The sequence below is a fragment of the Mesorhizobium sp. ZC-5 genome (assembly GCF_025753855.1).
Taxonomy (GTDB): Bacteria; Pseudomonadota; Alphaproteobacteria; order Rhizobiales; family Rhizobiaceae; genus Neomesorhizobium.
Genome location: NZ_JAOWPT010000005.1, coordinates 250,768 through 264,092, shown reverse-complemented (window position 1 = coordinate 264,092; position 13,325 = coordinate 250,768). Strand labels below are relative to the sequence as shown.

At 60.1% G+C, this 13,325-nt stretch carries 12 protein-coding genes; 9 read left to right on the top strand and 3 right to left on the bottom strand.

The genetic code is table 11. From position 1 onward, the window contains the following. Both OHD58_RS16305 and OHD58_RS16300 read left to right on the top strand, forming a co-directional pair. The gene (locus tag OHD58_RS16305; protein ID WP_263804471.1) at positions 1–1,248 is read left to right on the top strand and encodes a glycosyltransferase family 4 protein; all 1,248 of its coding nucleotides are present in this window, start codon (positions 1–3) and stop codon (positions 1,246–1,248) included. Further along, the gene (locus tag OHD58_RS16300; RefSeq protein WP_412177225.1) at positions 1,248–2,393 is read left to right on the top strand and encodes a glycosyltransferase family protein; all 1,146 of its coding nucleotides are present in this window, start codon (positions 1,248–1,250) and stop codon (positions 2,391–2,393) included. Before OHD58_RS16305 ends, OHD58_RS16300 begins: the two co-directional genes overlap by 1 nt. On the opposite strand, the gene OHD58_RS16295 is transcribed toward OHD58_RS16300, so the two are convergent. Continuing rightward, positions 2,371–3,045, bottom strand: coding sequence for a class I SAM-dependent methyltransferase (locus tag OHD58_RS16295; protein WP_412177224.1), 675 nt, complete (start codon positions 3,043–3,045; stop codon positions 2,371–2,373). The genes OHD58_RS16300 and OHD58_RS16295 overlap by 23 nt on opposite strands. Here OHD58_RS16295 and OHD58_RS16290 point away from each other — a divergent pair. The 4 genes from OHD58_RS16290 (at position 3,044) to OHD58_RS16275 (ending at position 7,882) form a co-directional block, all read left to right on the top strand. Next, complete coding sequence (locus OHD58_RS16290) at positions 3,044–3,679, top strand: hypothetical protein (RefSeq protein WP_263804470.1); 636 nt, start codon at positions 3,044–3,046, stop codon at positions 3,677–3,679. The genes OHD58_RS16295 and OHD58_RS16290 overlap by 2 nt on opposite strands. Positions 3,680–3,696: 17 nt before the next feature. Continuing rightward, positions 3,697–6,411, top strand: coding sequence for an ABC transporter transmembrane domain-containing protein (locus tag OHD58_RS16285; protein ID WP_263804469.1), 2,715 nt, complete (start codon positions 3,697–3,699; stop codon positions 6,409–6,411). Positions 6,412–6,450: 39 nt separating this feature from the next. After that, positions 6,451–6,903, top strand: coding sequence for a cyclic nucleotide-binding domain-containing protein (locus tag OHD58_RS16280; RefSeq protein ID WP_263804692.1), 453 nt, complete (start codon positions 6,451–6,453; stop codon positions 6,901–6,903). Positions 6,904–7,027: 124 nt separating this feature from the next. After that, positions 7,028–7,882, top strand: coding sequence for an MBL fold metallo-hydrolase (locus OHD58_RS16275; RefSeq protein ID WP_263804468.1), 855 nt, complete (start codon positions 7,028–7,030; stop codon positions 7,880–7,882). On the opposite strand, the gene OHD58_RS16270 is transcribed toward OHD58_RS16275, so the two are convergent. Then, on the bottom strand, positions 7,883–8,647 hold the full coding sequence (locus OHD58_RS16270; RefSeq protein WP_263804467.1) for a polysaccharide deacetylase family protein: 765 nt from the start codon (positions 8,645–8,647) through the stop codon (positions 7,883–7,885). After that, entirely contained in the window at positions 8,644–9,723 is a 1,080-nt protein-coding gene (locus tag OHD58_RS16265; protein WP_263804466.1) for a glycosyltransferase family 4 protein, read from the bottom strand. Before OHD58_RS16265 ends, OHD58_RS16270 begins: the two co-directional genes overlap by 4 nt. 92 nt (positions 9,724–9,815) lie before the next feature. Between OHD58_RS16265 and OHD58_RS16260 the strand changes: the two genes are divergently transcribed. Genes OHD58_RS16260 through OHD58_RS16250 form a run of 3 tightly spaced genes read left to right on the top strand, consistent with a single transcriptional unit; the run spans position 9,816 to position 13,324 of the window. Further along, positions 9,816–10,976 (top strand): DUF3095 domain-containing protein, encoded by a 1,161-nt coding sequence (locus OHD58_RS16260; protein ID WP_263804465.1) that lies wholly within the window; start codon positions 9,816–9,818, stop codon positions 10,974–10,976. Positions 10,977–11,027: 51 nt separating this feature from the next. Next, a complete protein-coding gene (locus OHD58_RS16255) occupies positions 11,028–11,984 on the top strand; it encodes an FkbM family methyltransferase (RefSeq protein ID WP_263804464.1) in 957 nt (318 codons plus the stop codon). Continuing rightward, positions 11,981–13,324 (top strand): adenylate/guanylate cyclase domain-containing protein, encoded by a 1,344-nt coding sequence (locus OHD58_RS16250; protein WP_263804463.1) that lies wholly within the window; start codon positions 11,981–11,983, stop codon positions 13,322–13,324. The genes OHD58_RS16255 and OHD58_RS16250 overlap by 4 nt, the downstream gene beginning before the upstream one ends. Position 13,325: the final 1 nt, after the last annotated feature.

The window sequence follows — 13,325 nt, the reverse complement described above, 5'->3', positions numbered from 1 at the left end:
TTGCCCGAGCGCCGCAAGATCGTCGTTGTGCTGAAGGGTTATCCGCGTCTGTCGGAGACCTTCATCGCGCAGGAACTGCTGGGGCTGGAGCGGGCGGGCATGGAGCTGGTGCTCGTTGCGCTGAGAAGGCCGACCGACGGTAAGCGCCATCCCGTGCACGACGAGATCAAGGCGAACGTGCATTACCTCCCTGAATATTTGCATGACGAGCCTTTTCGCGTTGCCCGCTCGTTGTTTGCCGTTCTGCCGCGGAGCAGCTTCTGGCCAGCGCTGCGGAGCTTTGCGGCGGATCTTCGGCGCGATCCGACACGCAACCGAATCCGCCGCTTCGGCCAGGCTTTGGTGCTCGCTGCGGAGTGGCCCGAGAACGGTGAATGGCTTCATGCGCATTTTGCGCATACGCCCGCCTCGGTGACCCGTTATGCCAGCCTGCTTCGCCGCCTTCCCTGGACCTGTTCGGCACACGCCAAGGACATCTGGACGTCGCAGGACTGGGATCTGGCCGACAAGCTTTCGTCGGTGCGCTGGATGGTGACCTGCACGCGGACCGGCTACGAACACCTGAAAAGCCTGGCGAAGGACACGTCCCGAGTGCAGCTGAGCTATCACGGCCTCGACCTCGCTCGTTTCGGCAGTTTCGACAGCGCGCGGGCGCCGCGCGACGGCTCGACCGAAGCCGACCCGGTGCGCGTGCTAAGTGTCGGGCGGGCTGTGGAAAAGAAGGGCTACGATCTACTGTTGAAGGCCCTCGCCCTTTTGCCCCCGGATCTTAATTGGCGCTTCGAACATATCGGGGGCGGCGAGCAACTCGCTCGACTCAAGGCGCTGGCAGACGGTCTCGGGATCGCCTCGCGCATCTCCTGGAAAGGCGCACTGGCGCAGGAGGACGTGCTGGAGCATTACCGGCAGTCGGACATTTTCGCGCTGGCGTGCCGGATTGCGACCGACGGCGATCGCGACGGCCTGCCGAATGTGCTGGTGGAAGCTGCGAGCCAGAAACTGGCCTGCATATCGACCGACGTCTCCGGCGTGCCGGAATTGTTGACGGACGAAGAGAATGGGATGGTTGTCGCTCCCGAGAACCCGCAGGCCTTGGCACAAGCACTTGAACGCGCGATGCGCGACCCGGCGCTGCGAAAGCGCCTCGGCGATGCCGCCGAGCAACGCGTACGCGGCCATTTCGATCACAATTCCAGCATCGGCCAACTGAAGGCTCTGTTCGAGCAGGAGTGGCGGGCGGTTTCGTGATGCAGCCGCGCGTCTTCTTCTATGTCCAGCATCTGCTCGGTATCGGTCATCTGGCGCGGGCGAGCCGTATCGCGGCTGCTCTTGTCGAGGACGGCTTTGACGTTCTCTTGGTGATCGGCGGAACGCCGGTGGCCGGTTTTCCGGGGTCGGGCGTGAAAACCCTGAAACTGCCGCCGATCACGGCTGGCGATCACGGATTTTCGGGCCTTGCGGATTTGCAAGGACAACCTGTCGACGACACCTTCAAGAAACAACGCCAGCAAATCTTGCTGCAGGCATTCGAGGACTTCAGGCCCGATATCGTCATTGTGGAGGCTTTCCCATTCGGACGCCGCCAGATGCGGTTCGAACTTCTTCCGCTGCTGGAAACAATTGCGAACCGAACTCCCAAACCGTTGGTAGTGACCTCTGCGCGCGATATCCTTCAGGAACGCACCAAGGTCGGGCGCAACGAGGAAACCGTCGACCTCATCAAACGTTATTTCGATCTGGTGATGGTTCATGGCGATCCGGCATTCGCCACGATCGAACAGACGTTTCCGCTGGCCCGTACCTTCGAAGCCAAGGTCGCTTACACGGGCCTTGTCGCCGCCCCGCCGCCGCAACTGACCGGCGAGCGCTTTGACATTCTTGTCTCCGCAGGGGGCGGTGCGGCTGGCAGCGCCCTCGCCGCTTCGACGATAGCCGCGGCAAAAAATAGCGACCTGAAGTGGTGCCTCATCACCGGTCCCAATTTGCCGGAACCGGAGTTCCGGGCAGCCGTTGCCGGAGCACCGAAGGGCCTATCCGTCTTCAGGTTCCGCGAGGACTTCGCCAGTTTGCTGACGGGTGTTCGCCTATCGGTTTCGCAGGCCGGCTACAATACGGTATGCGACGTGCTGCGCGCCGGCTGCCGCTCGCTGCTCGTTCCCTTTTCGGCCGGCGGGGAAACCGAGCAGACGGCGCGCGCCGAGCGGCTCGAAGCTCTGGGGCTGGCTACGATTTTAACTGAGGACGCCCTGACGCCGACTGGGCTATCGACGGCCATTGAACGCGCGTTCGCGGCCCCCAATCCCGGCCGGCATGCACTGGACCTCGATGGGGCAAGGAAATCGGCCCAGTTGCTCCGCCGGAAGCTGGAACTCAGACCGTCCCGATCAGCATGAACCGGGTATATTTCTTCATCGGCAGTTCGCCGGAGAACCGCAACTCGCTCAGCCCGGCCATCTCCTCGAAGGCCCCCACCGAAGCCACGCAATTGATGTGTGTCGGTTCACTGAAATAATCATTCGATTGCAGCAGCACCTGCGTGCCGCGCGGCAGAAGATCGAGCCAGCCGCGAACGTTCGCGATGTGCTCGCAGCTGGTGTTGACCACCAGGTCGGGCCTGACGGCCGCGTAGTCCAGTGCATACATGTCAGCCGTCACCGCCTGAAAGCGCTCTCCCGCCGGTCGATTCAGCGTTCGGGCAACGGCTGCAACGGACGGGTCTATATCGAAGCTGTCGATCGCATCGATATCGAGCCGCGTGTCGTCGAACAGCATCGCGGCGAGAACGCCATACCACCCGCCGAGGATCCAGATTCGTCCAAAACGCGCACCGCTGCTTTCGAGCAGCTTGTCGCGCGCCCACATCTTGCAGGCGACCTGCTTGTGGTTGAAGGCATTGGCGATATCCGCTTGAGGATGCTTCGCGATGATACGGGCAAGGCCTGCGATCAGCGGGTTGGATGTGTAGGCGGCTATTCCGCGCGTGAGGTCGAAAGCGTGCTCGCGCCAATCGGCGCCCGGGTATTCCGGCTGGGTGGCGTCCATCATGGGCGTGTTGTATGTTGAGAATCTTGGCAACACAACGCAATCTGACCCGATGGACATGAAGACTTTCGAAGCTGCCTCGCCCTCGGCGAGTGCTGGAGAAGGCCTGGCGCACCTGTCGGGCGCCGCAGCCCCCATACGTCAAGTGATCGCCGCCCATTTCGTGCGCGACTGTGCGCATATCGTCGAAATCGGCGGACACCTGACCCCGATCACCGGCTTTCTCACGCACGCGCCTCAATCGGTCCTGTCGGTCGATCCGAAGACAACCGCCTACGAGGCGGACGAACTCAACGGTCATCGCTGCCGCGTGCGTCACATTCCGCGAAAATTCCAGGAAATCAGCTATGACTACCCCCCGCGAAGCTACGCGCTGGTTCTGCTTGGTTATTCGCTGAAACCATTCGGCAGGCGCGAGCCACTGGGCCAGTTGCTCTTTTCGCTGATCGATAACGCCAAAACGATCGTTATCGATTACGCGCCCGATCTCGAACGCGCTGCCTCGCAGGTGCCGGAGATTGTCAGCCGACCAACTGTTTCTGTACATTGCAGTTTCGAGCTTGTTCTTGACGACGCCGCCATTGCCGGTTCGCCTTATGCGAAAAGGCGTTTCTTCGTCCTGCATTCCAAAGGTTGATTGGTCCGCGGCAGCCCATGATAGAAAGCCTCGTTCGCTATATCTGGACGCACACCTGGAGACAGCAGCTCTGGATTCTGACGATCGTCGCGCTGTCGATGATCCCGTATTTCATGTCCTTCGATCTGCCCAAGCTGATCGTGAACGGACCGATCCAGGGCGACGGCTTCGAAACGCCGGGCGCCACTCAGACGTTCATGGATATCAGTTTCAATCTGCCGGTTGTCGGAAATATCCAGCTTTTCTCCGGCTTCCAACTCGACCGCGAAGAGACACTCTTCGCCTTGAGCATGGTTTTCCTCCTGCTCGTCGTCATCAACGGGCTCTTCAAATTCTACATCAATACCTACAAGGGCCGTCTCGGCGAACGGATGTTACGGCGCATCCGTTTCGAACTTGTCGACCGGGTCCTGCGCTTTCCGCCCTACCAGTTCAAACGGGTGAAATCCGCGGAAGTCGCCACGATGGTGAAGGACGAGGTGGAGCCGCTGGGCGGCTTCATCGGCGATGCCTTCGTCCAGCCCGCGTTGCTTGGCGGCCAGGCGCTGACGGCGCTCGTCTTCATCATCATCCAGAACTACTGGCTGGGCTTGATCGCTGCCGTGATCGTGGGAATCCAACTCGTCCTTATTCCAAAAATGCGCAAGCGGCTGATCCGGCTCGGTCGTGAGAGACAGCTGACTGCGCGCGAACTGTCGGGCCGGGTGGGTGAAATCGTCGACGGTATCGGCACGATCCATATCCATGACACATCCAACTACGAGCGCGCCGACATCGCCTCCAGGCTCGGTCGTATTTTCAAGATTCGCTACGACCTTTACCAATGGAAATTCCTCGTAAAATTCATCAATAATTTCCTCGCTCAGGTGACGCCCTTCCTGTTCTACCTGATCGGTGGTTATCTTGCGCTGCGCGGCCGCCTCGACGTTGGACAGCTCGTCGCGGTGATCGCCGCCTACAAGGATTTGCCAGGTCCGATGAAGGAATTGATCGATTGGGACCAGGCGCGCCAGGATGTCCAGGTCAAATATGCGCAAGTCTATGAGCAGTTCGCCATCGACCGCCTGGTAGATCCCAAAATTCAGACGATGACGGTAGATCCGGTCGGCCCGCTCAGCGGCGCGCTAGGAGCCGTCAACCTGTCGCTCATCGACGATAGCGGCGCGCTGCTACTTGAACGTGTTTCCTTCCAGATCAAACCTGGCGAGACGGTCGCGATCATCACCACGGCCAATGGCGGCGGCGAAGCGCTGGCGGAGGCATTTGCACGGCTGAACTGGCCCGAAAGTGGAAAAGTGGTCGCCGGTGACGCCGACCTGCTCGAATTGCCGGAATCGATTACCGGACGCCGGATGTCCTATGCCTCGTCCGACGCCTACCTTTCGCAAGGAACCCTGCGCGACAATTTATTGTACGGGTTGAAACATGTTCCGCTGACCAGCGTGACATATGAAGGCGAGAAGGCGAAAAAGCACAGTTGGGATCTCGATGAGGCAAAACGATCCGGCAATCCGGATTTTGATCTCAACAGCGACTGGGTGGATTACGGCGCGGCGGGTGCCACAGGTCCGAACGACCTTTTCGGCGTCATCCGCCATATGCTCGACGCCGTGGTTCTCTCCCGCGATATTCTGGATCTTGGCCTGCGCACGACCGCCGACCTGCAGCGCCACCAGCAACTGGTCGAACGCATCGTGGAATTGCGCAATGCGTTGCGGGTGCGACTGGAAAAGGAAAAGCTGACGGACCTAGTCGTCCCGTTCGAACCCGGCGCCTACAACCGCGAAGCGACGATCGGCGAGAACCTCTTGTTCGGAGCGGCGACAGGCTCGGCGCTGGCTGGAAAGGCACTCGCGGCCAACCCGTACTTCCTGTCGGTACTCAAGGCTGACGGGCTGGATCAAGTCCTCTACGGCATGGGCCTTGAGATTGCCGAGCAGGCAATCGAACTGTTCAGCGATCTGCCGCCGGATCACCCTTTCTTCCAGCAGCTTGCCTTCATGACGGCCGAGGAGATTCCGACCTATCAGTCGCTTCTGCAAAAGCTGAAGGGCAAGCCGTATGAAAGTGTTGCGGAAGCCGACCGTGCGCAAATCATCACCTTGAGTTTCGCCTATATCGAGCCCCGCCACCGTTTCGGTCTGCTGAGCGACGATCTGATGGCGAAGATCATCGCTGCGCGCGAAAGTTTCTACGAGAACCTGCCGGAAGACCTGCAAGGCGCGATCGAACCCTACGATCCCATGCGCTATACGGTGGCGGCAAATGTCATGGACAATGTGCTGTTCGGCAGGATAGCCAACAGCCATCCGGAAGGGCCTGAACGCATCCGGGCGATCGTCTACGAGATTCTGGATGAACTCGGTCTCTATGACGATGTCCTCGATGTCGGGCTGGGCTTCAACGTCGGGGTCGGCGGCAGGCGCCTCACCGGCGCGCAGCGCCAGAAACTCGACGTGGCGCGCGCGCTGCTCAAACGCGCGGACTTCCTTATCCTGAACCGCCCGCTTTCCGCGCTGGACCAGCGTTTGCAGGATCAGATCCTGCGCAACGTGCTGGAGGAAGCACGACGTGACGGCCGCGCACCTGCGATCATCTGGGTGCTGACCAACCCGGCGATGGCGAAGCTGTTCGATCGGGTTATCGTCTTCGATGCCGGCGAATTGGTAGAAGACGGAACCCACGAGACACTTTTGGCAAGAAACGGTATCTTTAAGGGACTACTGTCATAGTGATCCCTTAAATAAGACCAGGGGACGAGGTTTGCGATGATGCTTCTCAAGGATGAAGTGGGAATGCTCCGGCGGGTTCCGCTGTTCTCGGGCGTCGAGCCGGCGAAACTCAAGCTTCTCGCTTTCACGTCGGACCGCGTCAGCTACAGCGAAGGCCAAATCCTCTTCAATCAGGGCGATGAGGGTGACGCGGCCTATGTCATCCTGTCGGGAACAGCGGACATCCTGGTGGACTCCGATACCGGCCAGATCAAGGTTGCGGAACTTGAGCCCAATTCGATCGTCGGCGAAATCGCCATTCTTTGCGATGTATCGCGTACCGCAACGGTAAGGGCAGCCGAGCCGCTCGAGGCGCTGCGGATACGCAAGGATCATTTCCTGAGGCTCCTGAAGGAGTTTCCTGAAATGACCATCGAGATCGTCCGCGTTCTGGCCGACAGGCTCAGCCACACAACGGCCGAACTCGCCGATGCCCGGAACAATAAACACTAGCCGGAGCCGGTTAGCCGATATGCCAATCCCGAGGCGGTTGAAAAACACGCCAAATACGTGTCTCGTCTAAATGCGGCAGGATGGCTACGATAGTGGCCCGATGGGGACGCCGCGAAGAGGCATGATGGACGAAGAGGCATTCCGGGTCCGTTTTTGGGGAGTACGCGGCAGTCTGCCCGTCTCGGGTCCTCAATTCATCCGTTATGGCGGCAACACCGCATGCGTCGAAGTGCAATGCGGGAGGCATACGCTCTTTTTCGACGCCGGCTCGGGGATACGCCCTGCCGGCGAGGCGTTGATGGCTGCTGCCATCAACGATTTCGACATATTCTTCACCCACTGCCACTACGATCATATTGTTGGGTTGCCATTCTTCTTTCCATTCTACGATCCGAAGATCCGGGTCAGGCTTTGGTCCGGGCACCTGGCCGGCCGCATGACGACATGGGAGATGCTGAGCGAATTCATGCGCCCCCCATGGTTTCCCGTGCGGCTGGAAATCTGCAAGGCGAACCTCGACTGCAAGGATTTTGTTTCCGGCGACATCCTTCGCCCACGCGAAGGCATTGCGATACGGACAGCCAGCCTCAATCATCCCGGGGGCTGCATCGGCTATCGTGTCGAATGGGGTGGGCGGGCAATCGCGGTAATCACGGATACGGAACACGAGCCCGGCAAGCTCGATCCGGCAATCCTGGGCCTGATCGAAGGCGCCGAACTCGTCGTCTACGACTGCACCTACGTCGAAGAGGAAATGCAGCGCTATCGCGGTTACGGCCATTCGACCTGGCAACAAGGCGTCAAGCTTTGCAAGGCGGCCGGAGCAAAGCGCCTAGCGCTGTTTCACCACGATCCGGCGCGCACGGATGCCCAGATCGAGGCGATCGAGCAGGAGGCGGCCCAGGCGTTTTCCGGCGCTTTTGCGGCGCGTGACGGCCAAGTCCTGGACTTCGTGCGTCAAACCGTGAAACAGCGCTGATCAGCGCGCAGCTTCCTCTCCAGTGGCGATCAATTCGCGAATGGAACGCCATCCGCAGGCACGGTGACCCGCGGTGAGTTCGAAAAGATCCTCCAGAAACACCCACGCCGCTTCGTCATGCACAAGGTGGTGCGTGAGAATGCCAACCGCATCGCCACCCTCAAAGGCCTGAGCGAGTTGCGCTGCAATGTCACGAGCAATCAAACCATGGTCGCGACAACCGCGTGTGCCGTGCCAATCCATCAGGTCGACATTGCTGTTGATCGTGCGGATGGCGGCGGGCTTTGCCGGGCCGAAGACGGACAGCGCCGTAAAGCCGAGCGGCATGAGATCGGGCAGCAAGTCCGGGTGGATTCTGTTCCATGGAGGCACCAGCAGCGGGACCATCCGCGGACCGTGGAGATTGGTGATGTGGAACAGCCCTCGCCCCAGATCATCGCGCACCATCCCACGTTCACGATGCCGGCCGAGTTCCTGCTTCTTCTCTTCGTCAGGCGCATGGTTCTCATGCGACCATCCGTGAACGGCAACCGTCACCTGCGATGCGCCGGCGAGCCTGATTGCGAGAGCTTTTCCGGTGAATGCTGGAATCACGGCAAGTGTGGCCGGAACGCCAAACTTTTCGGTCAGCCCGAGCAGGCGGTCGAGCGGCTCGGTGGGTTCGACCGCGTCGTCATCGCGTAGCCAGAACTCCGCTGTGCGGCCGGCATCTTCCCAGCGTGCAAGTTCCATAGTCAGCGGCAGCCACGCCGCATCTCTGTTCATTGTGGCGGCGCCATCGGAAGGATTCCGTCTAGGCGCGATGCAGCCGCGTCAAGCGACCTTTCTTCCAGAACGAAGCGCCGCGCCGCATCGCCCATCGCCTGCCTTTCACCGCGGTCGGTCAGCAGTCGCGCAACAGCCGATGCATAGGCGTCGATATTGCCGGGGGCTGTCAGAATACCGGTCTCGCCGTCGCGTACGACTTCCGGCACACCGGCGGTGTCCTGCGCGACGACGGGCAGTCCGGCCGCTTGGGCTTCAAGGTATGCAAGACCGTAGGCTTCGCCGCAACCTGGCCAGACGTAGATGCCGCCGCCGGCAAGGAAGCCTGGAATTTCGTCGGGCTCCTTCTTGCCCAGCCATTCAATGCGTTCGGCTGGCAAGCCGGCGAACTCCTCTATCGCCTCGGCACGGCAAGGCCCGTCGCCGACGACCGAGAGGGTCCATGACCTGTCGTCCAGCCGCTCGAGCGCCCGCGCCAGCATTCCGTAGCTGGCGAGCTTGTCGCCCGGGCGCATCATCGCCACCACGACAAGCCTCGGTGAGTTCGGCCCGGCAATGAAAGCCGTTGTGTCGATGAAGGGCGACAGCATTGCGAAACGCGCATCCGGTGCGATTGACGCCAGCCCGTCACGGTCCCGGCGCGTGAAGCAGATGTTGAGAGAGGCGCTTTTCACCGCATCCGCGACCAAAACCTGGGTGTCAGACCATGCATCCACATTGCGGCGGGCGGAATAGGATGCCTCCACCGTCACATAGGGGATGGCAAGAACCTTGGCCATGCTTGGGCCAATGAAGTCGGGCGCCTTGTAGTAGGGATGGTAGCTCAGCCAGAGATCCGGCTTTCCGCCCTTCTCCCAGCGAGCTGTCAGCCTGGAGATCTCCATGTCTGCCTGATGCGCGATGGCCGCGTAGTGTTCGGGCCCGGACTTCGTTGCGAAGCTGCGCAGTTCCGAAACCACGGACACTTCGTTACCAGCGCGCTCCAACGCTTTGATCAGCAGCCGCGCCATCTGGCGATCTCCCGACGGAACGGGATGATTGGGCGATTTCATTGGCGCATAGAAGGCAATTCGCATCGCGGCGAGCCTTCCACCGAAAATTCGCACAAGTCAATTTCGGCCATATTCAACTGACCAACGCCGAGGGGAAATGTGTTAATTGTACTGGGATGGACAAGATTGCCGCTCCCGACGCGTTTTTCGATACCTTGCCGATCTTCGCGAAGTTCGAGGGCGTTGCGGATGTAGAGAACTATCGGCCACTGCCAGACGATTGGGCACTTGCAACGGCGGACATCGTTGGGTCCACCCAGGCGATCGAAGCCGGTGGCTACAAATCGGTGAACATGGCCGGGGCAAGTGTCATCTCCTGCCTCCTCAACACACTCGGCCGCCGCGACCTGCCTTTTGTTTTCGGTGGAGACGGCGCCATGGTGGCTTTCCCGACCGCCATGCAGAACAAGACGCGAGACGCTCTGGCCGCCGTCCAGGCGTGGGTGGCCGACGAACTGGGGCTGACGTTGCGGGCGGCGATTGTTCCGATGACGGACATTCGAGCAAAAGGCTTGGACGTTCGCGTCGCGCGCTTCCAGGCGTCCGACGAGGTTTTTTATGCCATGTTCGCCGGCGGCGGCTCGAGCTGGGCCGAAGCCGAGATGAAGGCTGGACGCTATCGTATCGACCCGGCACCGACCGGAACCAGGCCGGACCTCACCGGTCTTTCATGCCGCTGGAATCCGATCGAAGCCCAAAATGGCGAGATCGTATCGATCATAGCGGCTCCCAGTGGTTCCGACAGCCAGCGGGCCTTCCGGCATCTGGTCGCGGATATCGTCGCTATCGCCGGCGAGCAGGAGCGCGCAGGACATCCGGTGCCGCTCGACGGCCCCGGTTACAGCTTCCCACCCAAGGGGCTCGCCATCGAAGCGGCCGCCATCGCTCCGAAAGGACGCCGGCTATGGCCGAAAGCTTTCATCCTGGGACAGATGGCTTTGACCACGATCTCCGACAAGCTTGGCTGGACGATCGGCAGTTTCGACCCGAAACGCTATAAAAACGATGTTGCTCAGAACTCGGATTTCCGGAAATTCGACGATGGTCTGAAGATGACCATAGACGTTGACGCCATGATCTTCGAAAAGATCGAAAACCGTTTGAAGGCCGCCGAAGCGGCAGGTGTCTGCGTATATGGCATTCACCGGCAAGATTCAGCTTTGATGACCTGCATCGTGGCGTCCCCGTTGCAGCGCGACCACGTTCACTTTGTCGATGGCGCTGCCGGTGGTTATGCCATGGCCGCCGCCAGCATGAAGGCCAAGAAGGCCGCTTAACCCTACCCCTTCTTGCAGGAAATCGGATTAAGCCATATCTGCCATAAGGACGTGCGTATTGCCGATGGGATTCGCCTTTTCGGTGCGCCGCGTCCTGTCGGCAAGAAAAGCAGTTATCTGATTGCCCCTCAGTCACTTCATCATCGCCTCCCGGAAGCGTCGTTGCCTGACGCGGCGACCGCTGAAGTCCGGCGGAGCACGACGGCCGGGAAACCTGCCATGAGAACAGTAGACATCAGCTACGCAGGACGCACCGTCAGGCTTGCGAACCTTCCCGAATATGAAAAATTCTATCGCAAACTTTCCGGCGGACGCTGGGAAACAGGCACTTTTCAGACACTTGCACGGAATCTCGACCGCGACACGGTTTGTGTGGATATCGGCGCGTGGATCGGCGTGACTCCAATGTGGTCGGCCCAAGTCGCCAAAGCAGTGATCGCGGTCGAACCCGACCCGAAATGCGTCGGCATCCTGAGGAAAATCGCGGCTGACGCTCCGAATGTCACCGTCCTTGAAGGCGCATTGGCCGTTGACCGCAGCGTCGCCATCAACGCAGTCGAAGGTTTCGGCAGTTCGGAGACTAGCGTACTCGACATCGGCGACGGAGAATGCACCACGGTACGCGGAATAAGCATGGACGAGATCATGAGCCATGCGGATGGCCAAGAGGTCTTCGTCAAGATCGACATCGAAGGATACGAATTCGCAATTGCCGATGAGATCGCAAAATTACGCAACTATCGCGTTCGGGGGCTCCAGATCGCGGTCCATCCGCAGCTTTACGAAAAAACCCTGAAGGGCAGCCGTCTGTCGCGACGGCTCCGGGTTGCCTGGGCCACCTGGCAATTTGGGCAGTTGTTCAACGGCTTCCTTCCCGCCCCTCGATTCGCTAAGTTCGGCAGCCTTGCGGGCTACGTCATCAAGGGGGTTTTGTTTCGCCGCGTACCAAAGGGAGCAGACCTCGTATTCGAACGGCATCCCGTTCGATCCGAACCTGAAACGCCATGAAAGCAGTGCAAGCCGAAGTTTCCACCATTCTCATGGACAGGGTCGGTGACTGGCTGATGAAGTCTTCGCTCTCCGGTGACAATCTGGAGGTCATGGTTCGCGGCTTCTGCGAGCGGCTTGCGGCCGCTGGTTTGCCGCTCGTACGCGTGCATCTGAGCTTCTCGATGCTGCATCCCCTCTATGATGCTCTTGGCTTCACCTGGGAGCGTGGGCGCGGCATGGAGGTCGAGGGTTTTCGCAAGAAAGCAGGGCTTTCGTCGGACCGCTTCCTGAACAGCCCATACTACCATCTGCTTTCCAACAATCTGGAATATATCCGCCGCCGGATCGATCCATCGAGACCGTCGGAGTTTCCGATTTTCGACGACCTCAAACTTCTGGGCGTCACCGACTACATGGCTTTCGTGCAGTCTTTCGGCGACAATTCGAACCAAGGCATGATCGGATCGTGGTCGACCGACAACCCGTCAGGGTTCACCGACGACATGATCGAGGCGCTGCTGCGGGTCCAGAGCAACCTCGCCGTGGCCACGAAAATGGCGGTGCTGAACAAGCTGGCGGACAATATGCTGACGACCTATCTCGGCGGCGACGCGGGTAAACGCGTGCTCAACGGCCAGATCAAACGCGGCGAAGGCGATACGATCCGGGCCGCACTGGTGATGGCAGACATGCGCGGCTCGACCAAGCTGGCGGAGACGTCTGGCCGTGAAGCCTATATCGACACGCTGAACCAGTTCTTCGACGCGATCGCCGCGCCGTTCAACAGGGCGGGAGGGCAGATTCTGAGCTTTCTCGGTGACGGCTTCCTGGCGGTCTATCCCTGCGAAAGGCACCAGGTGCCGTCCCAGATAGCATGCCAGGCTGCGTTGAGCGCAGCCTTCAAGGCAACGGCCAGGATGTCTGAACTCAACAGCCAGAGACGTCAGAAAGGCCTCGGTGAGATCGGCTTCGGTATCGGCCTGCACGTCGGCAACGTGATGTTCGGCAATGTGGGGCTGACCGACCGCCTGACATTTTCGGCCTTCGGATCGGCTGTGAACGAGGTCCAGCGGCTCCAGCTTCTGACCAAGAAATACCCGCAACGGCTCATCGCAAGCAAGGATTTCGCGGCCTATTGCGGCGGCGGATGGGTGACCCTGGGCAAGGAAAAACTCGCCGGGGTCCGGCAAAAACTGACGATTCTGTCGCCGGATGCCTCGGATGTGGGAACGATCGACGATGACGGCAGCCTGGAAGGCAGCTACGATCGGATGTCAGATGCGGAACAGGTGATCCTTCTGCATCGCGACACCAGGAGAATTCAACTGCCCACCGAAAACCCAAAGAAAATCCAATGAG

Excerpts from the sequence above, each read along its gene's own strand:
- OHD58_RS16295 (WP_412177224.1), bottom strand. The coding sequence starts at position 3,045 with ATGATGGACGCCACCCAGCCGGAATACCCGGGCGCCGATTGGCGCGAG.
- OHD58_RS16290 (WP_263804470.1), top strand. The coding sequence starts at position 3,044 with ATGGGCGTGTTGTATGTTGAGAATCTTGGCAACACAACGCAATCTGAC.
- OHD58_RS16265 (WP_263804466.1), bottom strand. The coding sequence starts at position 9,723 with ATGCGAATTGCCTTCTATGCGCCAATGAAATCGCCCAATCATCCCGTT.
- OHD58_RS16270 (WP_263804467.1), bottom strand. The coding sequence starts at position 8,647 with ATGAACAGAGATGCGGCGTGGCTGCCGCTGACTATGGAACTTGCACGC.
- OHD58_RS16300 (WP_412177225.1), top strand. The coding sequence starts at position 1,248 with ATGCAGCCGCGCGTCTTCTTCTATGTCCAGCATCTGCTCGGTATCGGT.
- OHD58_RS16285 (WP_263804469.1), top strand. The coding sequence starts at position 3,697 with ATGATAGAAAGCCTCGTTCGCTATATCTGGACGCACACCTGGAGACAG.
- OHD58_RS16275 (WP_263804468.1), top strand. The coding sequence starts at position 7,028 with ATGGACGAAGAGGCATTCCGGGTCCGTTTTTGGGGAGTACGCGGCAGT.
- OHD58_RS16250 (WP_263804463.1), top strand. The coding sequence starts at position 11,981 with ATGAAAGCAGTGCAAGCCGAAGTTTCCACCATTCTCATGGACAGGGTC.
- OHD58_RS16260 (WP_263804465.1), top strand. The coding sequence starts at position 9,816 with ATGGACAAGATTGCCGCTCCCGACGCGTTTTTCGATACCTTGCCGATC.
- OHD58_RS16280 (WP_263804692.1), top strand. The coding sequence starts at position 6,451 with ATGCTTCTCAAGGATGAAGTGGGAATGCTCCGGCGGGTTCCGCTGTTC.